The following is a 26,820-nucleotide window of genomic DNA, read 5'->3' as shown; positions in this document are numbered from 1 at the left end:
CGGTGGGAGGGCGCAGGGGAAGCGCCCTCCCACCGGGTGGTCCCGGTCGGTCGGGGCAGCCTCCCCCCGTGAGGCTGCCACGACCGGTGGGGGATCCGGGACTCCGTATCGGGCCGACCACGGCCGACCGGCCGGGGGCCCGAACGAAACGGCCGGTCGGTGGAACGCACCGGCAGGGAGAACTCTGCACGACGAACACATGACTGTTCGATGGTTCCGGGGGGTTGTGAGACACTTCCGTCCGTCTCAACGCCATGACCTGGAGTTTGGGACACCGGGCCGCTGAGGTTGGAGAACGAGGAGACGCCGAACGGCCGGACCGGGCGTGCACCTCCCGCCCCGTCCCACCGTCGTCCCGTCCCGCGACTCATGGAGGACCGCGTTGGCTTCCGTCTGGAAGGACCTGCCCGAGGAGCTGTCCGAGCCCGCCCGCCTGCTGGCCGAGGAGCTCCGCAAGCTCAAGGACGACGCCGGACTGTCACTGTCCGAGCTCGCCACCCGGACCCACTACAGCCGGGCCTCCTGGGAGCGCTGGCTGAACGGCAAGCGGGTGGTCACCGAGCAGGCGCTGGAGGCGCTGATCAGGGCGGTCGACTGCGACCCGGTGGTGCTGCGCCGGCTCCGGCAGCGGGCGGCCGTCCCCGTGGTCCCGGGGACCGTGGCCCAGGAAGCCGTGGCACGGGAGGCCGTGGCCCCGAAGACCGAGGACCCGGGCGGGGAGCCCGGGGACCGGAGCGCGGAGCCGGCGCCGACCGACGACGGGTCGGTCCCCGGGACCGACCCGTCCGAACCGGCCGCCGAGCCCGCCGAAACCGCCGAGCCCAGCGACGACCCGACCGCCGGACCGGTCGCCGGAGCCGCCGACGGGCCGGCCGCCGAGACCACCGACGAATGCGCGGACGAACCCGCCGTCGCCTGGTGGCGCCGTCCCGCGGCCCTGGTCGCCGGTGCGGCCGTGCTGGCACTGCTGCTGGTGCTGGCCGGGCTGCACCTCAGCCGGCACGACGACCAGGCCTCGGCCGCCGACGGTCCGGCCCCGAGCACCTCGGCCACCGGCAGGACCGCCCCGACCACGGCGGCCGTGGCGGGCGCCCCCGACTGCCGGGCCCTCGGCTGCGCCCACAAGGACCCCAAGACCACTGGCTGCGGCAGGGACGCGCGCACGCTGCAGACCCAGGTCATCGGCAAGGTCGTCGTCTACCTCCGCTACAGCCAGACCTGCCAGGCCGCCTGGGCGGCGATCTCCGAGGGCGAGCCCAAGGACTTCGCGGTGATCACCGACACCACCGGGGACAGCGAGACCGCGATGATCCACTGGGGCTACGACAACTACTCGCCGATGCTGAACGCGGCCGACCCCTCGATCGGCTTCCAGGTCTGCGGCACCCAGCCGGCCGGGCACGACTGCACCGGGACCGTCACCGACCTGGCCAGGGTGGTGGCCTCCACCCCGATCCCGATCGGCCCCGCCTCGCCGCCCCCGGGCGCCGGGGCCACGCCGAGCGACTCGGCCTCGGCACCGGCTTCGGCCGACCCGGCGCAGGGCGCGACCCAGGCACCGTCGGCCGAGCAGGTCTCGCCGAGCCCGGCCGCGTCCCCGCCCGGTCAGTCGAGGTAGCCGCGCAGCTGCTCGGCGGAGGCGTGGTCGCGGAGCTTGACCAGCGTCTTGGACTCGATCTGCCGGATCCGCTCCCGGGTCACGCCGAACACCGAGCCGATCTCCTCCAGCGTGCGCGGGCGGCCGTCGTCCAGGCCGTAGCGGAGCTGGACGACCTGGCGTTCCCGTTCGCCCAGGGTCGCCAGCACGGCGTCCAGGTGCTGGCGCAGCAGCAGGAAGGTCGCCGACTCGGCGGGTGAGGCGGCGTCGGCGTCCTCGATCAGGTCACCGAGCGCGACGTCGTCCTCCTCCCCGACCGGGGTGTGCAGCGAGATCGGCTCCTGGGCCAGCCGGAGCAGCTCGCGGACCCGCACCTCGGTGAGCTCCAGGGCGGTGCCGATGTCGGCCGGGCTGGGCTCCAGACCGCGCTCCTGCAGCAGCGCGCGCTGCACCCGGACCACCCGGTTGATCAGCTCCACCACGTGCACCGGCACCCGGATCGTCCGGGCCTGGTCCGCCAGCGCCCGGCTCATCGCCTGCCGGATCCACCAGGTCGCGTACGTCGAGAACTTGTAGCCGCGGGCGTAGTCGAACTTCTCCACCGCCCGGATCAGGCCCAGGTTGCCCTCCTGGACCAGGTCCAGCAGGGTCAGCCCGCGGCCGACGTAGCGCTTGGCGACGGACACCACCAGGCGCAGGTTCGCCTCGATCAGGCGGCGCTTGGCGATCCGGCCGAGGACCACCAGGGAGTCCAGTTCGCCGGCCAGCGGGTCGGGCGGCGGCGGGTCCCCGTTCAGCTGCTCCTCGGCGAACAGTCCGGCCTCGATCCGGCGGGCCAGTTCGACCTCCTCGACGGCGGTGAGGAGCCGGATCCGGCCGATCTCGCGCAGGTACTGGCGCAGCAGGTCGGCGGCCGGACCGCCGCCCTCGGAGCGCTCGGCGGGGCCCTCGTCGTCGAGGTCCGGCTCGGCCGCCGCCTCCGGGCTGTCGGGGTGGCCCTCCGGCCGCTCCTGGGCGGGGACCCGTGGGCCCGGGGGCGCGGCCCCGGCCCGGCCGTGGTCGGCCTCCTGCTCCCCGGTCGGCGGCCCGGCGGGCCCGGCCCGTCCGGTCGGTTCGGCTCGTCCGGTGGGCTCGGCCCGTCCGGTCGGCTCGGCTCGTCTGGTGGCGGTGGTCGCTGCGGCAAGGCCTCGGTCCACGGGCATCCCTCGGGGCGGGCGCGACTCTGGCGGACCCGCGCTGTACGGAGGTGGGACGCCCTCCAGTGTGGGGTACGCCACGCTCCGTGGCCGAGACTCGTGCGCCGACTTTCTGTGCGGGACTTCCCGGGGCCGTTCGCGCCGGAGAACCCGCTACAACGCCCCGGCGCCCCGGCTCTTGAGCTGGTCGCCGTACTGCTGGAGCTGCCACAGCTCGGTCTGCACCGCGTGCAGCTGCTCGGCGTCCGCCCGGTGGCCCAGCCGCTGGAGGTAGCCGCGGACCTCGGCGATCCGCCGGTCGACGGCCAGCAGGCGCAGCTTGACCAGGAACTCCCCCGCGTAGACCGCGTCCGCCTTGCGCAGCGAGCGCACCGGTTCGACGGTCAGCTCGGTCACCAGCGAGCGCACCTGGTCGTCCGGGGAGGCCTCGCGCACCGCGCCGGTGAAGTCGGGCGCGGCCGCCCCGTACCCGGTGCCGCCGGCCTTGGCGATGGCCTGCCGGACGGCGGTGTACGGCGGGGTCGGGAACTCGTCGTCGCCGTACTGGTCGAAGGCCGGGCTGACCAGCTCCGGGTGCTGGAGCGCCAGCTTGAGCAGCTCCCGCTCGACGAACTGGGCCGGGTCCCGCGGGTTGAGCCGGAACGCGGGCCTGGCCGGGCCCGGCACCGCGACGGGCTGCTCGGTGCGGCGCTGCTGGCCGTTGGCGCGGGGGTTCTGCTGCTTCTCCCGCTCCCAGCGGGCCAGCTGGGAGATCCGGCGGACCACGAACTGCTCGTCGCCCGGGTTCACCCCGACCATGCCGGCCAGCCGGATCGCGTAGCCGTGCCGGATCGACGGGTCCTTGATCTTCGCGACGATCAGGGCGGCCTCCTCCATCGCGGCGGCCTGCCCCTCGGGGGTCTCGACCCGGTGCTTGGCGACCGCCGTGTTCAGCGCGAACTCGAACAGCGGGACGGGGTGGTCGATCAGCTGCCGGACCGCCTCGTCGCCCTGGGCCAGCCGCAGGTCGCAGGGGTCCATGCCGCCCGGGCTGACCGCGATGGAGGTCTTGGCGGCGAACTTCTGGTCGTCCTCGAAGGCGCGCAGCGCGGCCTTCTGGCCGGCCGCGTCGCCGTCGAAGGTGAAGACCGTCTCGCCGCGGTACTGGGAGGTGTCCATCAGCAGCCGACGGATGATCTTGATGTGGTCCTCGGCGAACGCCGTGCCGCAGGTCGCCACCGCCGAGGTGACCCCGGCCAGGTGGCAGGCCATCACGTCGGTGTAGCCCTCGACCACCACCGCGCGGCCCGACTTGGCGATCTCCTTCTTCGCCAGGTCGATGCCGTACAGCACGTGGGACTTCTTGTAGATCGGCGTCTCGGGGGTGTTCAGGTACTTCGGACCGTTGTCGTCCTCGCGCAGCCGGCGGGCGCCGAACCCGACCACCTCGCCCGCGATGTCCCGGATCGGCCACACCAGCCGGCCCCGGAAGCGGTCGATCAGACCCCCGCGCTGCCCCTGCGAGGCCAGGCCGCCCTGGAGGATCTCCTTGTCGCTGAACCCCTTGCCGCGCAGGTAGCGGACCAGGTGCTCCCACCCCGCCGGGGCGTAGCCCACCCCGAAGGTCTTCGCGGCCTCCTCGTCGAAGCCGCGCTCGGCCAGGAAGCGGCGGCCGATCTCCGCCTCCGCCGAGGCCAGCTGCTCCTGGTACCAGGCGGAGGCCACCTTGTGCGCCTCGACCAGCCGGGTCCGCTCGCCCTGCTGGTGGCGGGGGCTGTAGCCGCCCTCCTCGTAGCGCAGCGTGATGCCGGCCTGGGCCGCCATCCGCTCGACGGCCTCGGCGAAGGTGAAGTGCTCGATCTTCATCAGGAAGGCGATGGTGTCGCCGTTCTCCTGGCAGCCGAAGCAGTGGAAGACGCCCTTGGCGGGGTTGACGTAGAAGGAGGCGGACTTCTCGTCGTGGAAGGGGCAGACGCCCTTGTACTCGCCACCGCCACCGTTGGTCAGCTGTACGTAGTCGCCGACCACCGCGTCGATCGGCAGTGCGCTGCGCACCGCTTGTACGTCTTCGTCCCTGATCCGCCCGGCCACCCCGGAAGTCTACTGGGGCGGCCGGGGTTTCGAGCCGGGGCTGCCGGCCGGGTTCCGGCCGGGGCCGCGGCCCGGGTCCGGGCCCGGGCCGCGCCGGGCGGGCGTGACGTGGGCCTCACGTGGCCTGACGTGGGCGTCAGGTCCAGGAGGCCCCGACCAGCCTGCCGTGCAGGGCCAGCGCCGAGGCGTCCGTGAGGGTGGCGATCTGGTCGATCACGGTGCGCAGGGCGGCGCGGTCGTCCTCGGCCTCGTGGTACATCGCGGTGAAGACCGGGTCCAGCCCCTCGGGGGCGCGCTGGTTCAGCACGTACGCCAGCTCGGCGATCACGATCCGCTGGCGGGCCCGCAGCTGGGCCTGCTCGTCGCGCATCATCACGTAGAGGACGGCGACGGCCTTGAGCACCGCGACCTCCAGCCGGACCTCCCGCGGCACCACCAGCTCGGCGGTGTAGCGGGTCAGCCGGCCGGGGCCGTAGCGGGCGCGGGTGGCCTGCTCGGCGGCCAGGCAGAAGCGGCCGATCAGCTGGCTGGTGAGGTCCTTGAGCCCGGCCCGGGCACGCGCGGTGCCGTCGTAGCCCTGCGGCCAGAAGTCCTGGGCCAGCAGCCGGTCCAGGGCGGCGGAGAGCTCCTCCGGCTCGGCGTCCGGGGCGTAGCGCTCGGCGACCTTGAACAGGTCGGCGCGCTCGCCGGGGGCGCGCAGCGCGGCCGGGTCGATGTGGCCGGCCTGGAGGCCGTCCTCGACGTCGTGGGTGGAGTAGGCGACGTCGTCGGACCAGTCCATGACGGTGGCCTCGAAGCACTTGCGCCCGGCCGGGGAGCCGGCCCGCAGCCAGCGGAAGACCGGCAGGTCGTCGGCGTAGACGCCGTACTTGGGCGAGGCCGGGTCGGTCGGGTGGGCGCCCTTGGTCCACGGGTACTTGGTGGCCGCGTCCAGGGCGGCCCGGCTCAGGTTGAGGCCGACGCTGCGCCCGGGCCAGGGGGCGAGCCGGGAGGCCGGCTGCTCCTCCGCCGGCGCGAACCGCTTGGGTTCGAGCCGGGTCAGGATGCGCAGCGACTGGGCGTTGCCCTCGAAGCCGCCGCAGGCCTCGGCGGCCTGGTCGAGGGCCTCCTCGCCGGTGTGGCCGAAGGGCGGGTGGCCGATGTCGTGGGCCAGGCAGCCGGTCTCCACCAGGTCCGGGTCGCAGCCGAGGGCGGCGCCCAGTTCCCGGCCGACCTGGGCGCATTCGAGCGAGTGGGTGAGCCGGGTGCGCGGGAAGTCGCTGCGCATCGGGGCCACCACCTGGGTGGTGCCGGCCAGCCGGCGCAGTGCGGCGGAGTGCAGCACCCGGGCGCGGTCGCGCTGGAAGGCGGTGCGGCCGGGACGCTTGTCCGGTTCGGGGACCCAGCGGGCCTCGGCGGCGTGGTCGTACGGGAGCGGGGCGGCGAGGCGGTGCGTGGTGTCGTCCATCCACTTCCTTGCGTAGTCGGCCGGGCGCGCGGAGTGACATATACTCGGCCACCTGTCCTCGGGCAGCGGTCAGGGCTTGACCGTCATGAGGCTCCCAGAGCCGAGTGAGAAGCCGCTCCGTCATCGCGGAGAGGCGGAGTCACATGGCACTCACGGTACGCCGTCCCACTGACGCGGGAGGCGTGCCCCACGTGAGGCGCAGAGTGCGGATCCGTGGATCCATCACCACGTGCCGCCGACCAACGCGGTCGGCGGCACGGTCTGCGGCAGCCTCAGCCCCGGACGGCCTTGAGCAGCGCGGCGGCCACCCCCTCCTCCCCCTTGGCGTTGGGGTGGACCGGGGTGAGGCCGTGGGCCGGGAACGGCGGCTCGATCCAGCGGGCGTCCTCCCCCGCGCACATGTCGTGCCCGGCCGAGGGCCCGGCGGTGTCCACGAACACCGCCCCGGCGGCCTCCGCGCGCTGCTTGAGCATCCCGTTGAGCTGCTGCTCCTTCTCGGTGAGGAAGCCGAGGTCGGCCGCCGCGACCGTGGTGCCCAGGGTCGCCCGGCAGCCCGCCGGGTCGGCCGGGAGCAGGGCCGGGTAGCCGACCACGTACACCCGGGCCCGCGGGGAGCGGCGCCCGATCTCCCGGAGGACCTCGCCGAGCCGCTCGCCGGCCGCGTCGACCCGGGCCCGCACCTCGTCGGTGCCGCCGGAGGCGTAGTGCTCCCGGCAGGGCGCGGCCGCGCGGTCCTCGCCGACCAGGTCCTTCACCGCGTCCGCCAGGGTGGCCTTGGCGCACTCGGTGACGACCTCCTTGAAACCGGCGTCGTTGCCGCCGATGCCCACGGTGACCAGCCGGGTGTCCGGGGTCAGCGCGTCCAGCTGGGCCGGGTTGGGGCCGTCGGCGGTCTTCTGCGGGCTCCTGAGGTCCCCGGTGCGGGCGCCGCTGCAGCTGACGTCCCGGAACTGCCCGGGCGCCACCCCGAGCGCCTTCGCCAGCAGGGAGGGGTAGTTGACCCCGGAGCGGGCGCAGCCGGCCGGGTCGCCGACCTGCGGGGCGATCCGGGGCCCGGCGGTGTACGAGTCGCCGAGCGCCACGTACGGGGCGGCGGGCGGCGGGGTGGGGGTCGGCGTCGGGGTGGGGGTCGGGGTCGCACCGGCCGGGGCGCGACCGGGCAGGGCGCCCGCGAAGCCCCGGTCGGAGCCGTCCGGTCCGTCCGACCCGCCGCCGCACCCGGCCAGGGCGGCCAGCAGCAGGGCGGCCGAGAGGGCCGTCGCGACGGTCGACGGGCGGGTGGTCCTGGGCATGGCGTCCCCCCTGGGGGTGCGGGTCACGGGCAGCTGCGTACGCGGCGGCCGGTCCCCCCGGGCACCGCACGGCTCAACGTACGGGCGGCGCCGATGACTCCCGCCACGGCGTCGGCGTTACGCCGTTCCGGCGACTCCGCTCCCGTCACTGCGTTCCCGTTGCCCCGTTCCCGTTGCCCCGTTCCCGTTACTCCGCGCCGCGTTCGTGCTCGGCGAGGAACTGCTCGAAGCGCCGCCCCAGCTCGTCCGCGGACGGCAGGTCGACCGGCTCGGCCAGCAGGCTCTCCCGGCCCTCGGCGCCCGCGACCGCGTCGTACTGGCCCTCCATGCCACGGATGGCGGAGCGCAACTCGCCGTCGCCCTGGGCCAGCTGCTCCTCGATGTCGGCGTACACCTCGCCCGTCCGCTCGCGCAGCCGGGTGCCGGGCAGCACCAGTCCGGTGGCGGACTGCACGGCCTCCAGGATCAGCACGGCGGCCGCCGGGTAGGCCGAACGGGCCACGTAGTGGGGGACGTGCACGGCGAAGCCCAGCACGTCGTGCCCGGCCTCGGCCAGGCGGTACTCCAGCAGGGCCTGGGCGCTGCCCGGGACCTGCGCCTGCTCGAACCACTGCGGGTACCCCGGCGCGAGGTCGAGCCGGTTGCCGTGCGGCGTCAGGCCGACCGGGCGGGTGTGCGGCACGCCCATCGGGATGCCGTGGAAGTCCAGGCTGAGCCGGACCTCGAAGCGCTCCACCAGCTCCCGGACGGCGCGCGCGAAGCGCTCCCACTCGACGTCCGGCTCGGGGCCGGTGAGCAGCAGGAACGGGGCTCCGGCGGCGTCGCGGACCAGCTGGAGCAGGATCTCCGGCGGGTCGTAGGAGGACCAGTGGTCGTGGTCGAAGACCATCGCGGGGCGGCGGGCCCGGTAGTCGACCAGGCGGTCGTGGTCGAAGCGGGCCACCACCTGGGGGGAGCCCGTCTCCAGCAGGTGGGCCACCACCTGGGCGCCCGCCTCGCCGGCGTCCATGAAGCCCTCGAAGTGCTGGAGCAGCACCAGGCCGGCGCCGGTGTCGCGCAGCTCCGCGTTGGCCTCGGCCACGGCGGCCACGCCCCGCTCATCCAGCTCGTACAGCGCCTGGAAGTCTCGCACCGCGCACCCTTCCCCGTTCTCTGCTCGTCCCGCTCCGACCGGCTCTCGCCTTGTCCAGCGTGCCGGGACGCGCGGGAATTCCCGTTCCGGCCGACCGCTCTCGCGGACGGCCCGCCCCGCGACCCGCCCGGCAACACGCTCGGGGACCGTCGCCGACCGCTCCGGACCATGATCGCACCCGGGGGTAAAACCCCTGTTCACGGGCGTTCAACAGCCCCGTCCGGGGCGCGCGGTGGCGGCCCGCGCCGACATTCGGGTGCCGCGAAGTGACGCACCGCCTTCTGGCGGGTATCGTCCTCTCGCTGCCTCGCATCGTCGCGTCGTCGTCACGTCGTCCGTAACGCCGTCGATCACGACCCGGATCGCTGCTCGGTCAGACACCCACGACGCATCTTGCCTTCACCTGGCCGCCTGCTTCCCTTCGCGCACTCGTTACCTCTTCGGCCATTTCGCGGACGCACACTGTCCCGCTCGCTGTTCCCGCCGGACCGGTCCGAGGATCCGTGTCCGTTCCGGCACCCTCGCCGCCCGTTCCGGGCCGCCGCTCCGCCCCATCCGACCGGAATCCTCCGGCGCACACGGGTACCCGGAGCCGGAAACCGGGCCGGGGCGAACCCCTCGTCCACCGCAGCCCGTGCCGCACCCCGGCGCCGGATGCGCCCTACGACCGATGAAGGACCAAGGTTCCGTGCCAGCACCTGTCTTCCTCACCGGCCGCACCGTTCGGTTGGAGCCCCTCGCCGCCCACCACGCCGAGGCCATCGCCGCGGCCGGCGCCGAGGACCGTACGACCTATGCCTTCACCCCCGTCCCGCACGGTCCGGAAGCGGCCCGCGACTACATCGCGCGCGCCCTCGCCGACCAGGCCGCGGGCCGGTCGCTGCCGTTCGCGACGGTGAACGTCGCCGACGGCCGGGTGGTCGGCTCCACCCGGTTCCTGGAACTCGACTACTGGCAGGGCCCCATGGTGTGGCCGCCGGTGCCCGGCGTGCCGTTCGGTGATCCGGCCACGGCCGTCCCGGACGCCGCCGAGATCGGCAACACCTGGCTCTCCCCGCGCGCCCAGGGCACCGGCATCAACACCGAGGCCAAGCTGCTCATGCTCCGGTACGCCTTCGAGACCTGGGGCGTGCAGCGGATCTCGCTGCGCGCGGACGCCCGCAACCTGCGCTCCCGGGCCGCCATCGAACGGCTCGGCGCGACCTCCGAGGGGGTCCGCCGGGCGCACTCGCGCGGGCTGGACGGGGTGGTGCGCTCGACCGCGTTCTACTCGATCCTGGAGGACGAGTGGCCGGCCGTGCGCGACATCATCGAGCTGCGGATCGCCGCCGCCACCTCGCCGAGCGCCCCGGATCCGGCGATCAACCAGGAGTGTCTTAGACAGGGCGGCAGTGGCGCCGGGCAGCTGATGATCACCGCCTGAGCCGGGACCGGGGGTTCAGCCCTCGGCCACCATGCGCAGGAGGCCTTCGGGTACCCGGGGCTCGCCCCGGTAGTGCCCGGGGTGCGCCTCGACCAGCGCGGACACCGGCCGCCAGCCGCCGCCCCTGACCGGGGCCACCCGCACCCGCCAGATCTCGAAGCCGGTCCAGCTGCGGTGCAGGTGCAGGACGCCCTCGGCGGTGTGGAACATCCACCGTCCGTCGACGTCCCCGGTGATCCGCCCCGACCTCACCGCCCGCCACTGCTCCTCGGTCCAGACGAGGTCCGGCACCGGACAGGGCCGGGGCAGTCGCAGCGGCTTGAGGTGCGAGGCGTCCGCGGAACCCGCCCGAACGCTGCCCGGCTCGGGGAACGCCCAGCCGGGCAGCGGTTCGCGGGCGGCCAGCCAGGCGGCCGGGATGCCGTGGGTGCCGGTGTGAGCGGCCACCACTCCCCCGGTGATCGCGGCCACGGTGTCCATGTCGCCGCCGGCCGCGATCGCCTCCCACACGGCGGCCCGGTAGTCGGTGAGGTGGCGGGCGGCGCACCACAGGGCGTACGGGACGGTGTCGGCGGCCGAGGTCCGGCTGCCGTTGCCGAGCAGTCGGGCAACGGCCCGGGCATCCGGTTCGGCGAGCAGTCGGACGGCCTCGGCGAGCGCGTCGCGCAGGACGCCGTACGGGGTGAGCTCGACCACCGCCTCCAGGAAGGCCTCCGGCGCCATCGGCCCGGTCCGCGCCCGCACCGCGTACGCGGCGGCCACCGCGACCGCGATCGTGCCGTCCACCGCCTGGGGGTGGGTGTGGGTGATCACTGCGGTGTCGGCGGCGGGCCGGACCACGGCGGCGGGGTCGTCCGCGTACGCCGCCCCCAGCGGGGCGACCCGCATCGCGGCGCCGTTGCCGTACGAGCCCTGGCCGTCGAAGAGTTCGGCGGCGAGGGCCCCGGCGTCGCCGCCCTCGCGGACCAGTCGGAGCAGCCGGTTGGCGGCCGGGCCGTAGCCGCGGTCGAAGTCGTGGCGGCGGGCGAAGGCGTGGGTGAGGTCGAAGGTGTCGATCGCGCCGCGTTCGCGCTGGGCGGCGTACACCGAGCAGGCCATCTCGGTGTCGTCGGTCCACGGCCAGGGGCCGGGCGGTTCGGTGCGGGAGGCGAAGTGGGCCCGGGCGGTTTCCGGGACGAAGAACTGGGCGCCGAGGGCGTCACCGACGGAGAGGCCGTTGAGCGCGTCCAGCGCGGGGCCGTTGGGTTCGGTCATCATGTGCCTCCAGCACAGCGGATCGGCCTCCGATTCGTCAACATCGTTACCGGAACGCCCCTGACGAGGGATGTTTCGCATACCTCCGATCCGGGCGGGCAGCACCGGGGTATGACCCGCGCGCATCCGCTCGACCCCGTCGCCCTGCTCGGCGCCGACCAGCAGCACATCGCCACCCGGGCGCAGCTGCGCCGGCTCGGCGTGCCGTCCGGCACGATCGCCCACCGGCTGCGGCCGGGCGGGCCCTGGCAGCAGGTGCTGCCGCGGGTGATCTGCCTGCAGAACGGGAGGTTGACGAGCCATCAGAAACTCCGGGCGGCCCTGGCGTACGCGAGTCCGAAGGGGCGGCAGGAGCAGCCCGGCGAGGTGCTGCTGACCGGGTTCGCGGTACTGGCGGACGCCGGGCTGCCGAGCGCCGGGCACCCGGCCGACCTGACCGAGGTCGACGTCCTGATTCCCGGCCAACGCCGGGTCAGGGAGCGGGAGTTCGTCCGGATCCACCGGTCGTCCGGGGTGATGCCGGGCGGCTTCGAGCGGGACGACGGGCTGTGGAGCGCCCCGGTCGCGCGGGCGCTGGCGGATCTGGCGCCGAGGGAGACCGGGCAGCGCCGGTTCCGGGCGCTGTGCGCCGAGGCGGTGCAGCGGCGGCACTGCGAACTCGGCGAGCTGCTGGACCAGTTGCTCGCCCGGCCGGGAGCACTGGCGCTGCCGCAGGTGGCCCGGGTGGTGGAGGACCTCACCGCCGGGGTGCGCTCGGTGGTGGAGGGCGAGGCGCGCGAGCTGCTCGCCCACGCGGGGCTGCCGGAGCCGTTGTGGAATCCGGTGCTGTTCCTGGACGGCCGCTTCCTGGCAGTGCCGGACGCCTACTGGCCGCACGCCTGCGTGGCGCTGGAGATCGACTCCCGCGCCTACCACCTGCGCCCGGCCGACCACGAACGCGGGCTGGCCCGCGCCAACCGGCTGGCCGGCGCCGGCCTGCCGGTGGTGCGCACCACCCCGGTCCAGCTCCGCCGCGACCCGGCGCCGGTGCTGCACGAGCTGACCGCCCTGGTCACCACCGGCCCGCACGGCCCGCACGGCCGGGTCAGCTGGCGGCGGGCCCGGTGAACCCGGCGGCGCCTCAGGCATGTCGGGCGCCGGCCGCCTCGGCGGCGGCGACCAGCCGCTGGAGCTCGGCGAGGTGGGCGGCGAGGGCGGCGCGACCGGCGGCGGTGGCGGCGAGCCAGGTGCGCGGGCGCTTGCCGACGTACCCCTTCTTCACCGTGACGTAGCCGGCCTCCTCCAGGGCGGTGGCGGCCTTGCTGAGGACGGAGTCGGAGACCTCGCAGTGGTCCCGGACGGCGCCGAACTCGGCCTCGCGGCAGGCGCCGAGGAAGGCGAGCACGGTCAGCCGGGTGGCGTGCTGGAGCAGCGGGTCGAGGGCGGCGGGCATCAGCCGGCCTCCTGGGAGCGCCGGACCCGGCGGTTGAGCCGGTCGGTGCCCACCCAGAAGGTCAGGCCCGCCGCGAGCCCGGCGGCCCCGCCGATCCAGCGCGGGCCGCCGCCGGCCTGCCAGGCGAGCAGCATCCCGGCCGCCGACGCGGCGCAGACCGCGAGGACCGCGAGGGCGACCGGGCCGCCGATGCCGTCCGGGACGCCCCGGCGGACGATGCCGTCGCTGCGCACGGCGACCCGGGCGAGGACGCCGGTCAGGGCGGCGAAGCCGCCCGCGAGCACGGCGATCATCACGAACTGCCCGGTCTCGGCGGCCTGGCCGATCCCCAGGCCGTAGGCGGCGAACGCGAAGGCGAAGGCCGGCCCGTACCAGCGGGGTACCTCGCCCGGCCGCCGGGCGGCCGCGCCGGCCCGGTCGGCCAGGCGCAGCGCCTCGGCGGCGGACAGCGGCGGGGTGGGAACGGAGTCACTCATGCTTCCCCCTCGGAAGTGACGGTGGCTCCACTGTGCCATCGTCTTTCCGAGTTGGAAAGTACTTTCCGGGAATCGCCGCTCAGCAGCGCGGGTCGATCTCCTGGAAGGTCGCGTAGTGGTCGGCGGACCAGTACTGCTCGCCCGCGCCGCCGGTGACGACCCGTCGGGTGCCGCGGTCGTTGGAGCCCGGGGTGACCACGGTGAACTCGTGGTAGTAGCCGTTGCCCTTCTTCGGCAGCCGGCTCTCGCGGTTCTCGAAGACGATGCCGTCCCGGTTGTACGGGTAGGGGCCGCCCTTGGCGATCAGGCCGATGGTGTCCTGGGCCTGGCTGGGGAGCTTGGTGCGGCAGACGTCGGCCAGCGCCGGGTCGGCGGGCACCCAGGTGCCGGCCGCGGAGGGGGCGCCGCCGGCCGGCGGGGACGGCTTGGGCGCCGAGGGCTTGGGGGCCGTGGCGCCCGTGGTGGTGGTGGCGCTCGCGGCGGCCTTGGGGTGGCTGCTGCCGCCCTTGCCGGCGAGCAGGTAGCCGACTCCGGCGAGCACGGCCAGGATCAGGACGGCCACGACGACGAGCGGGCTCTTGCTTCTGGTCATGCGGTCCAGCTTGGCAGGCGGCGGCGTCCGGGCGGCCGTGTCACGTACGCCGGTTCTCCTGCGCCGAGCTCCGGTGTACGCCCTCCCGACGGGAGGGTGAGCGGTCAGTCGTACCCGCGCGTGAGTAGGGGATGCCTACCCTCTCAGCGCGAGTCGCTGCCCGCCGTCTCGATGGCGGCGCGGCCTGCCTCCAGGCGCGCCACCGGGATCCGGAAGGGGGAGCAGGAGACGTAGTCCAGCCCCACCTCGTGGAAGAAGTGCACCGACTCCGGGTCGCCGCCGTGCTCGCCGCAGACGCCGAGCTTGAGGTCGGGGCGGGTGGCCCGGCCGGCCTCGACGGCGTGCTTGACCAGCGAGCCGACGCCGTCCCGGTCGATGGTCTCGAACGGGGAGACCCCGAAGATGCCCTTCTCCAGGTAGGCGGTGAAGAAGGAGGCCTCCACGTCGTCCCGGGAGAAGCCCCAGACCGTCTGGGTGAGGTCGTTGGTGCCGAAGGAGAAGAACTCGGCGGCCTCGGCGATCTGACCGGCGGTCACCGCGGCGCGCGGCAGCTCGATCATGGTGCCGAGCTTGATGTCCAGCGGGACGCCGGTGGACTGGACGACCTCGGCGAGCACCCGCTCGCACTCATCGCGGACCAGCTCCAGCTCCTGGACGGTGCCGACCAGCGGGATCATCACCTCGGGGCGCGGGTCCCCACCGGCCAGCCTGCGCTCGGCGGCGGCCTCGGCGATGGCCCGGACCTGCATGCCGAACAGGCCGGGGATGACCAGGCCGAGGCGGACGCCGCGCAGGCCGAGCATCGGGTTCTGCTCGTGCAGCTTGTGCACCGCCTGGAGCAGGCGCAGGTCGTTCTCGTTCGGGTCCTTGCGGGCCTCGGCGAGGGCGACGCGCACCGACAGCTCGGTGATGTCCGGCAGGAACTCGTGCAGCGGCGGGTCGAGCAGGCGCACGGTGACGGGCAGCCCGTCCATCGCCTGGAAGAGCTCCAGGAAGTCGCCCTTCTGCAGCGGCAGCAGGGTGGAGAGGGCGAGCTCGCGGTCCTTGTCGTTGTCCGCGAGGATCAGGTGCTCGACCTCCTTGCGGCGCTCCTCACCGAGGAACATGTGCTCGGTGCGGCACAGGCCGATGCCCTGGGCGCCGTAGCGGCGGGCGCGCCCGCCGTCCTCGGCGTTGTCGGCGTTGGCCCGCACGGCGAGCCGGCGGCGGCCGTCGGCGTGCGACATCAGCCGGTGGACGGCCTGGACCAGTCCGCCCTGGACGTCGGCGCCGGCGTGCAGGGTGCCCTCGAAGTACTCGACCACGGGGGACGGCAGGACGGGCACCTCGCCGAGGTAGACCTTGCCGCTGGCGCCGTCGATCGAGACCACGTCGCCCTCGTGCACCACCAGGCCGTCGGCGGTGGTGAACTTGCGGGCCTTGGTGTCGACCTCCAGCTCCTCGGCGCCGCAGACGCAGGTCTTGCCCATGCCGCGGGCGACGACGGCGGCGTGCGAGGTCTTGCCGCCGCGCGAGGTGAGGATGCCCTCGGCGGCGATCATGCCGTCCAGGTCGTCCGGGTTGGTCTCGCGGCGGACCAGGATGACCTTCTCGCCGGAGCGGGACCACTTGACGGCGGTGTACGAGTCGAAGACGACCTTGCCGATCGCGGCGCCGGGCGAGGCCGCCAGGCCCCAGCCGATCTGCTTGGACTCACCGGTCGGGGCGAAGCGCGGGAACATCAGCTGGGCCAGCTGGCCGCCGGTGACCCGCATCAGGGCCTCGTCCAGGTCGATCAGGCCCTGGTCGACCAGCTGGACGGCGATCCGGAAGGCGGCCGCGGCGGTGCGCTTGCCGACCCGGGTCTGGAGCATCCAGAGCTTGCCGCGCTCGATGGTGAACTCGATGTCGCAGAGGTCGCGGTAGTGGTTCTCGAGCTTCTGCATGATCGCCATCAGCTCGTCGTACGACTTCTTGTCGAGCTTCTCCAGCTCGGACAGCTGCAGCGTGTTGCGGATGCCGGCGACGACGTCCTCGCCCTGGGCGTTGGACAGGTAGTCGCCGTAGACGCCCTGGGCGCCGGTGGAGGGGTCGCGGGTGAAGGCGACGCCGGTGCCGGAGTCCTCGCCGAGGTTGCCGAAGACCATGCTGCAGACGTTGACCGCGGTGCCCAGGTCGTTCGGGATGCGCTCCTGGCGGCGGTACAGCCGGGCGCGGTCGCCGTTCCAGGAGTGGAAGACGGCGTGGACGGCGAGGTCCATCTGCTCGCGCGGGTCCTGCGGGAAGGCCCGGCCGGTCTCGCGCTCGACGATGCCCTTGAACACCTCGACCAGTTCCCGGAGGTCGGAAGCGTCCAGGTCCAGGTCGTTGACGGTGCCCTTGGCGTGCTTGGCCTCGTCCAGGGCCTCCTCGAACAGCTCGCCCTCGACGCCCAGCACGGTCTTGCCGAACATCTGGACCAGGCGGCGGTAGGAGTCCCAGGCGAAGCGCTCGTTGCCGGACTGGGCGACCAGGCCGACCACCGAGGCGTCGGAGAGGCCGATGTTCAGGACCGTGTCCATCATGCCGGGCATGGAGAACTTGGCACCGGAACGGACGGAGACCAGCAGCGGGTTGTCGGCCTGGCCGAGCTTCTTGCCCATCTCCTGTTCGAGGGCGTCCAGGTGGGCGCTGATCTCCTCGTGCAGGGAGGACGGCTCGCTACCGGTCTCCAGGAAGACCTTGCAGGCCTCGGTGGTGATGGTGAACCCCGGAGGGACGGGGAGCCCCAGATTGGTCATCTCGGCCAGGTTCGCGCCCTTGCCGCCAAGAAGATCCTTGAGGTCCTTGTTTCCTTCGGTGAAGGAGTAAACAAACTTCTGCTGGGACGGCACGGGTCGGTCTCCTCGTACGCGGTTGCCCTGACGCCGGAGAACATACCCATTTCGAAGGCACTTCTCTGCCCTGAATAGGCCACACGAGGCCGGTACCGAGTGGTAACCCGCTAGATCGAATGCACATAAAGGCGTTCACCTCTGTTGGTGAAATCGTCCCCCTGACGCGAGCCAGCATTCAAGTCTTGAAGGCGGGGAAACAGGAAGATCGCCCGATTCGGACGCTGGGTAGCGACCGCGGGTCGGTCGCGTTGCCCCGGCTTGATTTCCTGCACCCGGATCGGCCGATCGGCGTCGAACCGGCTTCGGGAAGCGTTCTACGCTCGACCTGTCCATTCCGTCCACTGACCGACCGTCACCCGCTCCGGCGTGTGGCAAGCGTCACCAGCCCGTCTCACGGCTCGAACGTAGGACGCCTGCGCCAATCGTCGCACTGCGTCCAGAAACGTGCCCGTTCCGTGACATCGGCACGCCGAAAAGGAGCCCTCCTGTCCAGAATGGACAAGAGGGCTGGGACCGGGTGGCCAGCGGCCCCGAGAGGTCGAATTCGACGGATCGGCTAGATCATCCGCCGGAGGTGTCCGATTCGGCGTCCTCGCCCGGTCGGGCGCAGTCGTACGGATCGTCCAACCAGCCCTCCGGCAGGACCACCCGGCCGTTGCCGCTGGTGCGCCCGCGCGGGCCGTCCGCGCCGATCGGCCAGGTCTGGGTCTGCTCCACCTGGGCGAGGGTCCCGGCCAGTTCGGCCAGCGAGGAGGAGTTCGCCAGCCGCACCCGCAGCTCGGAGCCGACCGAGAAGCCCTTGGTGTACCAGGCGACGTGCTTGCGGAAGTCGACCACACCGCGCGCCTCGTCCCCCAGCCACTCGCCGAGCAGCTGGGCGTGGCGCACCATCGCCCGGGCCACGTAGCCGAAGTCGGGGCGGGCGTGGTCGACGTCGCCCTCGAAGATCGAGACCAGGTCCTTGAACAGCCACGGGCGGCCCAGGCAGCCGCGGCCCACCACCACGCCGTCGCAGCCGGTCTCCCGCATCATCCGCAGCGCGTCCTCGGCGGACCAGATGTCCCCGTTGCCCAGCACCGGGACGTGCGCCGGGACGGACTCGCGCAGCCGGGCGATCGCCGACCAGTCGGCCGTCCCGCCGTAGTGCTGGGCGGCGGTGCGCCCGTGCAGGGCGATCGCGGCCACGCCCTCCTCGGCACCGATCCGGCCGGCGTCCAGGAAGGTCAGGTGGTCGTCGTCGATGCCCTTGCGCATCTTCATGGTCACCGGCAGGTCCCCGGCGTTGGCGACGGCCTCGCGCAGGATCTCGCGCAGCAGGTTGCGCTTGTACGGCAGCGCCGAGCCGCCGCCCTTGCGGGTCACCTTGGGGACGGGGCAGCCGAAGTTGAGGTCGATGTGGTCGGCCAGGCCCTCGTCCGAGATCATCCGGGCCGCCTTGCCGACGGTCACCGGGTCCACCCCGTACAGCTGGATCGAACGCGGCTTCTCGCTCGGGTCGAACTTGATCAGCTGCATGGTCTTGGCGTTGCGCTCGACCAGCGCCCGGGTGGTGATCATCTCCGACACGTACAGGCCCTTGCCGCCGCTCTGCTCGCGGCACAGGGTGCGGAACGGCGCGTTGGTGATGCCGGCCATCGGCGCCAGCACGACGGGCGGCCACACCCGGATCGGGCCGATGTCCAGCGGCGCGAACCCGGTCGCGGTCGCGGTCGCCGACTCGGGCGCGGTGGGTGCGGGCGTGACTGTCATGCGCGGCTGACCTCTGGGCGAAGGGGACGGGACTCTCCATTGTCCCCCACCCGGGTGAGCCGCCCCGCCTACTCCGGATCCTGGCGGTACCCGATGTCCAGGGAGCCCGAGCCGACGTCGGCCTCCAGGCTCCTGCCGCTGGCGGCGTCGCCCAGGGCCGGATCGATGGAGCTGCTGCCCGAACCCGTCCCGCCGTTGATCCGGTAGCGGCTGTCCTTCGGCACCCGCACGGTCACCGAGCCGGAGCCGGTGCTCACCTTGACGTCCTGCGGCGCCGACCGGAAGGTCAGGTCCACCGACCCGGAGGTGCTGGACACCTCCGCCTGCGCCGAGGAGAGGTCCCTGCCCTGGGTCATCCCGGAGGTGGTGCGGGCGCGGACCGGGCCGGACAGCCCGTGCAGGAGGATCGAGCCGGAGGTCCCGTCCAGCCGGACGGCGCCGCTGAGGTCCGACACCTCGACCGCCCCCGAGGTCACCGTGCCGGCGACCTCCGTCCCCGCGGGCACCTCCAGCTCGATCGAGGCGCCGCAGTTGTAGAAGGGCAGCGAACGCCGGCACTCCACGCCGACGGTCATCGTGTCGCCGACCACATCGGCGCGCACCCGGGGCTCGGAGACCGTCCAGTCGAGGTTCTTGCTCACCACCACCCGGCCCTCCACCCCCGGCTTGATCCGCACGGAGGCGCTGCTCGTGGCCAGCTGCAGCTTGTGGACGGCGGTGACGAAGGTCTGCTGCTCGGTCCGCGACTGCCGGGCCACCAGGGCCAGGGTCTGCGCCCCGCCCATGACCACCACGAACACCACGGTGAGCACGCCGGTGATCCGCCACGCCTTGGTGGACCGCGCGCTCACGTGATCTCCAGGAAGCGCAGCACCGCCATCACCCGGCGGTGGCTGTCGTCGGCCGGCGGGAGGTCCAGCTTGGTGAAGATCGAGTTGATGTGCTTGGCCACCGCGCTGTCGCTGACCACCAGGGCGCCCGCGATCGCCGCGTTGGAACGGCCCTCCGCCATCAGCGAGAGCACGTCCCGCTCGCGCGGGGTCAGCTTCTCCAACGGGTCCCGGTGGCGGCGCACCAGCAGCTGGGCCACCACCTCCGGGTCCAGCGCGGTGCCGCCCTCGGCGACCCGCTGGAGCGCGTCCACGAAGTCGTCCACGTTGGCCACCCGCTGCTTGAGCAGGTAGCCGACGCCGCTGGTGTTGGTCGACAGCAGATCCGCGGCGTACCGCTCCTCCACGTACTGGGAGAGCAGCAGCACGGCGGTGTCCGGCCACTGCTGCCGGATCACCATCGCCGCCTTGACGCCCTCGTCGGTGAAGCCCGGGGGCATCCGGACGTCCGCGACCACCACGCCCGGGCGGTGCTCCTCGACGGCGGCCAGCAGTTCGACGGCGTCCCCGACGGCGGCCACCACCTCGAAGCCCACCGCCTCCAGGACCTTGACCAGGCCGACCCTCAGCAGGACCGAGTCCTCGGCGATCACAGCACGCACGGCAACTCCACGGTGATGGTGGTGGGGCCCCCGAGGGGGCTGAGAACGGACAGCGTCCCGTCGACCGAGGCGGCGCGCTGGCGCAGACCGGTGAGCCCGGTGCCGCGCGAGGCGTCCGCGCCGCCCACGCCGTCGTCGCTGACGACCAGGCGCAGCCGGCCGCCGATCGTCCGCACCGAGACGTCGGCCCGCTCGGCCCGGGCGTGCTTGGCCACGTTGGTGAGCGCCTCGGAGACGGTGAAGTAGGCGACCGCCTCGACGGTCGGGGCGATCCGCTCGGACAGCTCGACGTCCAGCCGCACCGGCAGCGGGGCCCGGGCGGCGACGCCGGACAGCGCCGCGTCCAGCCCGCGGTCCTCCAGGACCGCCGGGTGCAGGCCGCGGACCAGGTCGCGCAGCTCGTCGATGGCCGCCTGCGCCTCCTCGTGCGCCGCGACGATCACCTGCATGGCGTCGGGCGGGCACTCCTTGAGGGTGCGCCGGGCCAGGCCCAGGTTCATCGCGAGGGAGGTGAGGCGCTGCTGGGCGCCGTCGTGCAGGTCCCGCTCGATCCGGCGGCGCTCGGCGTCCACCGCGTCCACCAGGCCGGCCCGGGACTCGGCGATCTCCTCGACCCGCTGCTCCAGCTGCTCCGCCCGGTTGGGCCCGAGCAGGAGCTGCGCCGCGCGGACCTCCAGCCGGGCGGCCAGCGCCGTCGCCCAGGGCGCCGCCGCCAGCAGCAGCACCCCGAACACCGTGAGCGCCACGTCCAGACCGGCCAGCTCACCGCGCAGCCCCGCCTCGGGCGGCAGCAGCCACACCCAGGCGTACAGGGTGGTCAGCACCAGGGCGATGCCCCAGAGGTAGACGGCGGCCAGCGCGCAGAGCGCCAGCACCGGGCCGATCAGCAGGTGGTAGCCGACCTGGCGCCAGGTGAGACCGATCCGCAGCCGGGCCAGCCGCCGGCCCGCGGGCGCGCCGGGCGGCGGCACCTCCACGCCGCGGAGGGCGCGCAGCCGTCCGCGCTGGAGGGCGGTGAGCCAGCGCGAGCAGACCAGCACGGCCCCGAGGACCGGGAAGAGCAGGCTGGACTCGGTCAGCGCCAGCCAGACCGGCACGGCCACGGGTATTCCGGCGGCGATGAAGCGGGCGTCCCGCCAGGTCCCGGCCGACCACGGTGGTCGCCGAAGGCTCCTGACGAGCGCTCGGCGCAACGTGGTGGAGGGCATGCCGGACAGCGTAGGGCCCGGTGATCAACGGCCGCCATGAAGGGGGGTCCCCGCCGGGGGTGTAGCTAGATACACCCCCGATTCGGTGTGGGGCACCACCGACAGGACCCCCCTCGCGACGAGAGGCTTGGGGACATGACGAGCACCGCATCGCACTCCGCCACCCCGCCGCACGGGCGGCCCGTCCCCGGGAACCACGGGGGTGTTCCCGGGGGCGCGCTCCGCCCGGCGCCGGGGCCGGAGGGGACGCTGCCCGCCGGGGCCGGGCCCTGGTCGGTCCGCAGCGTCGGGTCCGGCCGCGGCCGGGCCGCGCTGGAGCTGTACCAGCACGGCGAGCTGGCCGACGTCCTGGTCGCCGCCCGGCTCGCCCCGCGGCTCGTCCGCGGCGCGCGGCGCAGCCCGTCCGCCGGTCGGGGCTCGCACGTGCTCGCCTGGGGGCGGCTGCCCGCCGACGGCCGGGTGCCCTCGGTGGTGTTCACCGGCGGGCGGCGGCTGTTCGGCACCGTCCGGGCGGCGGCGGGCGAAGTGGTCACGGTGGCCGGGCAGTTCTGGCTCGCCCTGGCCGAGGGCCCGTTCGATGCGGTGCTCGTCGGGCACCCGGCGGGCGGGCCCGTCGAGCGGCTCCCCCTGCAGCGCGTGCGGAGCGAGGTCGGCGCATGAGTATCGCCCTCGTCCTCCCGGGCACTCCGGCGTACGTGCTGCCGGAGCGGTTCCAGCGGCTGCCGCGACTGGCCGCCTTCGGGCTGCTGCCCTGGCTGATGGTCCTGGCCGTCAACCACGAGACCCCGTGGGTGGTGCTGGACCTCGCGGAGTTCGCCGCGCTGCTCTCGCTGGACGCGCTGCTGCGCCGGCGCAGCCCCGCCGCCCTGTGGGCGGGCGCGGTGGTGGCGCTGCTGCTCGCCGGGGACGCCCTGGCCGACATCGCCTGCGCCGGGCCGGGGCACGCGGTGCTCGCCGCGCTGGTGATGGCCTGCTGCGTCGAACTGCCGCTGGCGGCGGTGTGCCTGCTGCTCGGGCGCGAGGCGATACCCGGGGCGGCCGGGCGCGGGATCGTACGTGGCGCGGCGGTACGCGGCTAGGGCCTGTCCGGCGGATCTTGCCAGGCGCGCGACGCCGGGCATCCCGCCTGGACGCACGCCCGAATCGCCCAAGTACGTCCAGTACGAGGCCGACTCGGGCGCACGCCCAGCCGGGCGCCCAACGCCGCGCGCTGATCTGCCAAGATCCGCCGGACAGGCCCTAGCGCCGTGTCGGCAGCCGGTCCATCAGGAGGCGGGTCTCCTCGTCCAGCGGGGTGTAGCTGATCAGCCGCGTCCCGAGCCGGGGGCCGAGCCAGAAGTTGGTGTACTCGCAGCGCAGCAGGCCCACGCCCGGCACCTGGAAGCGCTTGATCCCGTTGCGCGGCCGCATCACCTCGTGCCGCTGCCACTCCTCCTCGAAGTCCGGCGAGGCCTTGCGCAGCCGGGCCAGCAGCGCCTTCCAGGCGGGCTCGGCGGAGTGGTCGGCCATCGCGGCGCGGAACCGGGCCACCATGCCGAGGCGCTCCGTCCGGTAGTCGATCAGCACGTCGCGGAAGCGGGAGGGGGTGAACGCCAGCCACATCAGGTTCCGCTCCTCCGGGGGCAGCTCCCCGAGGTCGCCGACGATGGCGGTGTACGGCACGTTGTGCGCCAGGATGTCGTAGCGGGAGTTGACCGCGGCGGCCGGGTACGGCGCCAGCTGGTCCAGCACCAGCCGCACGCTCGGCGTCACCGAGGGGCACTCCTTCACCGGCGCCGGATCGTCCGCACCGGCCAGGGTGAACAGGTGCGCCCGCTCGCTCGGGTCCAGCAGCAGCGCCCGCGCCACCGCGTCCAGTACCTGGGCGGACACCTGGATGTCCCGCCCCTGCTCCAACCACGTGTACCAGGTCACCCCCACCGCGGCCAGCTGCGCCACCTCCTCCCGGCGCAGCCCCGGGGTGCGGCGGCGGCCGGTCAGCGGCAGGCCCACCTGCTCGGGCGCGATCCGCTCCCGGCGGCTGCGCAGGAACGCCGCCAGGTCGTGCCGGCGGGCTTCGCCGGGTGTGGCGCGGTGCGGCGCGGCGGTGCCGGGGCGGGCTTGCGCGGCCGGGGTCATCAGGCTCATGCTCCCCAGCATGCGGCACGCCGCAGCCTGTTGCCAGGTACTTCTCATACCTGGATAACCACACTCTGGTACCAGGCTGGGAACCGGCGGATCGTATGACCCGTGACTCAACGACTCGCCGTCGCCCCGGCCCCGCCCAGCACCGCCCGCACCACCGCCCCGAGCACCACCGCCCCGAGCACCACCGCCCCGCACACCCCCGCCCTCGGCACCGCCGGGCTGGTCACCGTCCTGCTCGGGGCCTTCCTGCCGATGCTCGACTTCTTCATCGTGAACGTCGCCCTGCCCACCATCGACCAGGACCTGGCCGCCGGACCGGCGGTGCTGGAACTCGTCGCCGCCGGCTACGGCATCGCCTTCGCCGTCCTGCTCGTCCTCGGCGGGCGGCTCGGCGACACCTTCGGCCGCCGCCGGCTCTTCGTCGCCGGGGCCACCGCCTTCGCCGTCACCTCACTGGCCTGCGGCCTCGCCCCCGACGCGTGGTCCCTGGTCGGCGCCCGGGCCGCCCAGGGCGCCTCGGCCGCGCTGCTGATCCCGCAGGTGCTCGGCACCATCACCGCCGCCACCGACGGCGCCCGGCGCGGCCGCGCGCTCAGCGTCTACGGCGCGGTCGGCGGCATCTCCGTGGTGATCGGCCAGGTGCTCGGCGGGATGCTCGTCGCCGCCGACCTCTTCGGCACCGGCTGGCGCTCGGTCTTCCTGCTGAACGTCCCGTTCGCGCTGCTCGCCGTCCTCCTCGCCGTCCGGTACGTGCCGGAGAGCCGGGCCACCCGGGCCGCCGCCGTCGACGTACCCGGCACCGTGCTGCTCACCGCCTCCCTGCTCTCCCTGCTCGTCCCGCTGATGGAGGGCCGCGCGGCCGGCTGGCCGCTCTGGTCCTGGGTGCTGCTCGCCCTGTTCCCGGTGTTCGCCACCGCCTTCGCCCTGGTCGAGAGCCGCGCGGAGCGGCGCGGCGCCACCCCGCTGGTGCCGCCCAGCCTGCTGCGGATCCCCGAGATGCGGCGCGGCCTCGGCATCGCGCTGCCCTACTTCGCCGGCTTCGGCGGCTTCATGTTCGTCATCGCCGTCGCCCTCCAGCAGGGCCTGCGGCTCGGCGTGGTCGCCGCCGGCTGGGCGCTCGTCCCGATGGCCGTCGGCTACTTCACCGCCTCGCTCTCCGGCCCGCGGCTGATCGGCCGCTGGGGCAGCCGGGTGCTCAGCGCCGGTGCCGTCGTCCAGGCCCTCGGCCTCATCACCATCGCGCTGACCGTCCTCGCCGACGCGGACCACTTCTCCCCGCTGCGGATGGCCCCCGGCGTCGCCCTCGCGGGCATCGGGCAGGGCCTGATCGGCACCCCGCTGTTCCGGGTCGTGCTCGCCAAGGTGCCCGCCGCCCGGGCCGGCGTCGGCAGCGGCGTCCTCGCCACCGGCCAGCAGTCCAGCCTCGCCCTCGGCGTGGCCACCCTGGGCACCCTCTACCTGTCCCTCTCCCCCAGCCTCGGCATGGGCCGCGCGCTCGCCCTGTGCCTCGGCGTCCAGCTGCTGGGCTCCTTCACCGTGCTGTACCTGACCACCCGGCTGCCCCGCTCCATCGGCTGAGCCCCGCGGGCCCACGGGCCCGGGCGACGACGAACGGCCCCGCGACCGGTTCCCGCCGGTCGCGGGGCCGTCGCGCTGCGGTCGCGGGGCCGTCGCGCTGCCGCGACCGCCCGTACGGTCAGGCGAGTTCCCTGACCACGGACAGGTACTCCTGGATGGCGTCGCGGTTGCGGGTCAGGCAGTGGATGCGGCGGGTCATCCGCTCGGTCTCGGACTCCAGGGTGTCGAGCATCTCCGGGGTGGCGTCCGCGAAGTGGATCTTCCGCGGGGCGTCCAGGCAGGGCAGGATCTGCTTGATGATCCGGGTCGGCAGCCCCGCGTCCAGCAGTCCGCGGATCTGGATCACCCGGTCGACCAGGTACTCGTCGTAGTCCCGGTACCCGTTCGCCTCTCGGCGCGGGAAGATCAGGCCCTGCTTCTCGTAGTAGCGCAGCAGGCGCGGCGAGGTCTCCGTCCGCCGGGCCAGTTCGCCGATCCGCATGTGACCACCCTCACGTCGGGGCCGGGCCGTTCCGGCTGGACCTTGACATCCGTGTCAACGATAGACGATCGGTCACATGCCGACCCACGAACTCCCCTCCCCCTCCTGCCCGATGACGACCCCGGCCACGGCCGGAGGCGCCGCCTCGACCCCCTCGCCCGACCCGGGGCTTCCGCTCGGCCCGGCGAGAGGGGCGCCACCGGCCGGACTGCCCTGGCCGGCGCTGCTCGCCCTGAGCACCGGCGGGTTCATCACCCTGATGACCGAGGCGCTGCCCGCCGGCGTCCTGCCCGCGATGAGCAGGGACCTCGGCGTCAGCCAGTCCGGCGCCGGACAGTCCGTCACCCTCTACGCGGTCGGCTCCATCGCGGCCGCCATCCCGCTGACCGCCGCCACCGCCGGCTGGCCGCGCAAGCGGCTGTTGCTCCTCGCCGTCGGCGGCTTCACCCTCGCCAACGCCGTCACCGCCGTCTCCGGCGACTACCCGCTCACCATGGCGGCCCGCTTCGCGGCGGGCCTGGTCGCCGGAATGCTGTGGGCCCTGCTGGCCGGGTACGCCCGCAGCATCGTCGCGCCCGAACAACGCGGACGGGCCATGGCCGTCGCGATGGGCGGCGCCACGGTCGCCCTGTCCGTCGGGGTCCCGGCCGGCACCCTGCTCGCCGGGGCCGCCGGGTGGCGGGTCGCCTTCGGGCTGATGAGCGTCCTCGCGCTCGCCCTCGTCGGCTGGATCGCCGCAGCCGTCCCCCCGGTCCCCGGCCGGGCCGAACACGACCGGCTGCCGCTCCGGCAGGTGGTGCGGATCCCCGGCGTGGCGGCCGTCCTGGCCGTCACGGCGACCTTCGTACTCGCCCACAACGTCCTCTACACCTACGTCGCGGCCCTGCTCGAACCGCTGCACCTCGGCGGACGGACCGACACCGTGCTGCTCGTCCTCGGCCTGGCCTCGCTGGTGAGCATCGCCGCCACCGGAGCCCTGATCGACCGGCACCTGCGCACCCTGACCCTCACCGCCTGCCTCCTCGTCGGCGCCGCGACCCTGACCCTCGCCGGCGCCCTGCTCGGCTCGTCCCCCTGGCCCGTCCACGCCGCCGCCGCGATCTGGGGCCTCGGCTTCGGCGGCGTCGCCACCCTGCTGCAGACCGCCGTCGCCGACGCCGCCGACACGGCCGCCGACCTCGCCCAGTCCCTGCTGGTCACCTGCTGGAACCTCGGCATCGCCGCCGCCGCGTCGGCCGGCGGCCTCCTCCTCGACCACGCCGGACCGCGCTCCCTCCCCTGGTCGGCCCTCGCCCTGCTGGCCCTCGCCCTGGCCGTCACGGCGGCCGCCCGCCGCCACGGGTTCCCGGGCAAGGGGTGACGCCCGTCCGGGTGAACCGGCCGCCCCGGGCCAGAGATCAGGACTGCTCGACCGGGTGG

General features: G+C 74.1%; 23 protein-coding genes. 7 read left to right on the top strand and 16 right to left on the bottom strand.

Annotation, left to right across the window (positions count from 1 at the left end):
- Positions 1-382 precede the first annotated feature (382 nt).
- Positions 383-1,618 (top strand): helix-turn-helix domain-containing protein, encoded by a 1,236-nt coding sequence (locus tag ACFXOZ_RS17390; protein WP_380591225.1) that lies wholly within the window; start codon positions 383-385, stop codon positions 1,616-1,618.
- Here ACFXOZ_RS17390 and ACFXOZ_RS17385 read toward each other — a convergent pair.
- From ACFXOZ_RS17385 to ACFXOZ_RS17365, 5 genes are all read right to left on the bottom strand, one after another.
- Complete coding sequence (locus ACFXOZ_RS17385; RefSeq protein WP_380591222.1) at positions 1,606-2,799, bottom strand: sigma-70 family RNA polymerase sigma factor; 1,194 nt, start codon at positions 2,797-2,799, stop codon at positions 1,606-1,608. The two genes, ACFXOZ_RS17390 and ACFXOZ_RS17385, sit on opposite strands and share 13 nt — an antisense overlap.
- Positions 2,800-2,946: 147 nt before the next feature.
- Positions 2,947-4,863 (bottom strand): DNA primase, encoded by a 1,917-nt coding sequence (gene dnaG, locus ACFXOZ_RS17380; RefSeq protein WP_380524906.1) that lies wholly within the window; start codon positions 4,861-4,863, stop codon positions 2,947-2,949.
- A 136-nt stretch (positions 4,864-4,999) separates the two neighbouring features.
- Positions 5,000-6,310, bottom strand: a complete 1,311-nt coding sequence (locus tag ACFXOZ_RS17375; RefSeq protein WP_375892536.1) for a deoxyguanosinetriphosphate triphosphohydrolase — start codon at positions 6,308-6,310, stop codon at positions 5,000-5,002.
- Between the two features lie 272 nt (positions 6,311-6,582).
- Positions 6,583-7,602 (bottom strand): SGNH/GDSL hydrolase family protein, encoded by a 1,020-nt coding sequence (locus ACFXOZ_RS17370; RefSeq protein ID WP_380591219.1) that lies wholly within the window; start codon positions 7,600-7,602, stop codon positions 6,583-6,585.
- A gap of 187 nt (positions 7,603-7,789) precedes the next feature.
- Positions 7,790-8,734, bottom strand: a complete 945-nt coding sequence (locus ACFXOZ_RS17365) for a PAC2 family protein (RefSeq protein WP_360228636.1) — start codon at positions 8,732-8,734, stop codon at positions 7,790-7,792.
- Positions 8,735-9,422: 688 nt separating this feature from the next.
- On the opposite strand from ACFXOZ_RS17365, the gene ACFXOZ_RS17360 reads away from it, so the two are divergent.
- Entirely contained in the window at positions 9,423-10,157 is a 735-nt protein-coding gene (locus ACFXOZ_RS17360; RefSeq protein ID WP_375892532.1) for a GNAT family N-acetyltransferase, read from the top strand.
- Positions 10,158-10,172: 15 nt separating this feature from the next.
- Here the strand turns inward: ACFXOZ_RS17360 and ACFXOZ_RS17355 are convergent, their stop codons facing one another.
- Positions 10,173-11,411 (bottom strand): ADP-ribosylglycohydrolase family protein, encoded by a 1,239-nt coding sequence (locus ACFXOZ_RS17355; RefSeq protein WP_380591216.1) that lies wholly within the window; start codon positions 11,409-11,411, stop codon positions 10,173-10,175.
- A gap of 111 nt (positions 11,412-11,522) precedes the next feature.
- On the opposite strand from ACFXOZ_RS17355, the gene ACFXOZ_RS17350 reads away from it, so the two are divergent.
- Positions 11,523-12,518 (top strand): hypothetical protein, encoded by a 996-nt coding sequence (locus ACFXOZ_RS17350; protein WP_380401656.1) that lies wholly within the window; start codon positions 11,523-11,525, stop codon positions 12,516-12,518.
- 13 nt (positions 12,519-12,531) lie between these two features.
- On the opposite strand, the gene ACFXOZ_RS17345 is transcribed toward ACFXOZ_RS17350, so the two are convergent.
- From ACFXOZ_RS17345 to ACFXOZ_RS17310, 8 genes are all read right to left on the bottom strand, one after another.
- Positions 12,532-12,843: a transcriptional regulator gene (locus tag ACFXOZ_RS17345; RefSeq protein ID WP_380591213.1), complete on the bottom strand. Its 312-nt coding sequence runs from the start codon at positions 12,841-12,843 to the stop codon at positions 12,532-12,534.
- Entirely contained in the window at positions 12,843-13,319 is a 477-nt protein-coding gene (locus ACFXOZ_RS17340; protein ID WP_380591211.1) for a hypothetical protein, read from the bottom strand. Before ACFXOZ_RS17340 ends, ACFXOZ_RS17345 begins: the two co-directional genes overlap by 1 nt.
- 79 nt (positions 13,320-13,398) lie before the next feature.
- Entirely contained in the window at positions 13,399-13,911 is a 513-nt protein-coding gene (locus ACFXOZ_RS17335) for a ribonuclease (protein ID WP_375892523.1), read from the bottom strand.
- A 143-nt stretch (positions 13,912-14,054) separates the two neighbouring features.
- Complete coding sequence (ppdK, locus tag ACFXOZ_RS17330; RefSeq protein ID WP_375892521.1) at positions 14,055-16,763, bottom strand: pyruvate, phosphate dikinase; 2,709 nt, start codon at positions 16,761-16,763, stop codon at positions 14,055-14,057.
- A 564-nt stretch (positions 16,764-17,327) separates the two neighbouring features.
- Positions 17,328-18,515 (bottom strand): tRNA dihydrouridine synthase DusB, encoded by a 1,188-nt coding sequence (gene dusB / locus ACFXOZ_RS17325; protein ID WP_375892519.1) that lies wholly within the window; start codon positions 18,513-18,515, stop codon positions 17,328-17,330.
- Positions 18,516-18,583: 68 nt separating this feature from the next.
- Positions 18,584-19,366: a DUF4097 family beta strand repeat-containing protein gene (locus ACFXOZ_RS17320; RefSeq protein WP_380591208.1), complete on the bottom strand. Its 783-nt coding sequence runs from the start codon at positions 19,364-19,366 to the stop codon at positions 18,584-18,586.
- Entirely contained in the window at positions 19,363-20,007 is a 645-nt protein-coding gene (locus tag ACFXOZ_RS17315) for a response regulator (protein ID WP_380524900.1), read from the bottom strand. The genes ACFXOZ_RS17320 and ACFXOZ_RS17315 overlap by 4 nt, the downstream gene beginning before the upstream one ends.
- Positions 19,995-21,215, bottom strand: coding sequence for a histidine kinase (locus ACFXOZ_RS17310; RefSeq protein WP_380591205.1), 1,221 nt, complete (start codon positions 21,213-21,215; stop codon positions 19,995-19,997). Before ACFXOZ_RS17310 ends, ACFXOZ_RS17315 begins: the two co-directional genes overlap by 13 nt.
- A gap of 135 nt (positions 21,216-21,350) precedes the next feature.
- Between ACFXOZ_RS17310 and ACFXOZ_RS17305 the strand changes: the two genes are divergently transcribed.
- Positions 21,351-21,875, top strand: coding sequence for a hypothetical protein (locus ACFXOZ_RS17305; protein ID WP_380591202.1), 525 nt, complete (start codon positions 21,351-21,353; stop codon positions 21,873-21,875).
- Entirely contained in the window at positions 21,872-22,294 is a 423-nt protein-coding gene (locus ACFXOZ_RS17300) for a hypothetical protein (protein WP_380591199.1), read from the top strand. The genes ACFXOZ_RS17305 and ACFXOZ_RS17300 overlap by 4 nt, the downstream gene beginning before the upstream one ends.
- 160 nt (positions 22,295-22,454) lie before the next feature.
- On the opposite strand, the gene ACFXOZ_RS17295 is transcribed toward ACFXOZ_RS17300, so the two are convergent.
- Positions 22,455-23,333, bottom strand: coding sequence for a helix-turn-helix transcriptional regulator (locus ACFXOZ_RS17295; protein WP_375892555.1), 879 nt, complete (start codon positions 23,331-23,333; stop codon positions 22,455-22,457).
- A 111-nt stretch (positions 23,334-23,444) separates the two neighbouring features.
- Between ACFXOZ_RS17295 and ACFXOZ_RS17290 the strand changes: the two genes are divergently transcribed.
- Positions 23,445-24,920 carry an MFS transporter gene (locus tag ACFXOZ_RS17290; protein ID WP_380591197.1) on the top strand — a complete coding sequence of 492 codons (1,476 nt, stop codon included), beginning with the start codon at positions 23,445-23,447 and terminating at the stop codon, positions 24,918-24,920.
- Positions 24,921-25,038: 118 nt separating this feature from the next.
- Here the strand turns inward: ACFXOZ_RS17290 and ACFXOZ_RS17285 are convergent, their stop codons facing one another.
- Complete coding sequence (locus tag ACFXOZ_RS17285; protein ID WP_375892507.1) at positions 25,039-25,401, bottom strand: MerR family transcriptional regulator; 363 nt, start codon at positions 25,399-25,401, stop codon at positions 25,039-25,041.
- Positions 25,402-25,477: 76 nt separating this feature from the next.
- On the opposite strand from ACFXOZ_RS17285, the gene ACFXOZ_RS17280 reads away from it, so the two are divergent.
- A complete protein-coding gene (locus tag ACFXOZ_RS17280; RefSeq protein WP_380591194.1) occupies positions 25,478-26,761 on the top strand; it encodes an MFS transporter in 1,284 nt (427 codons plus the stop codon).
- Positions 26,762-26,820: the final 59 nt, after the last annotated feature.

It is taken from the genome of Kitasatospora sp. NPDC059160, from assembly GCF_042755465.1.
Taxonomy (GTDB): domain Bacteria; phylum Actinomycetota; class Actinomycetes; order Streptomycetales; family Streptomycetaceae; genus Kitasatospora.
Note: the sequence above shows the minus strand (reverse complement) of the source record. Positions and strands in the feature narration are given on the sequence as shown.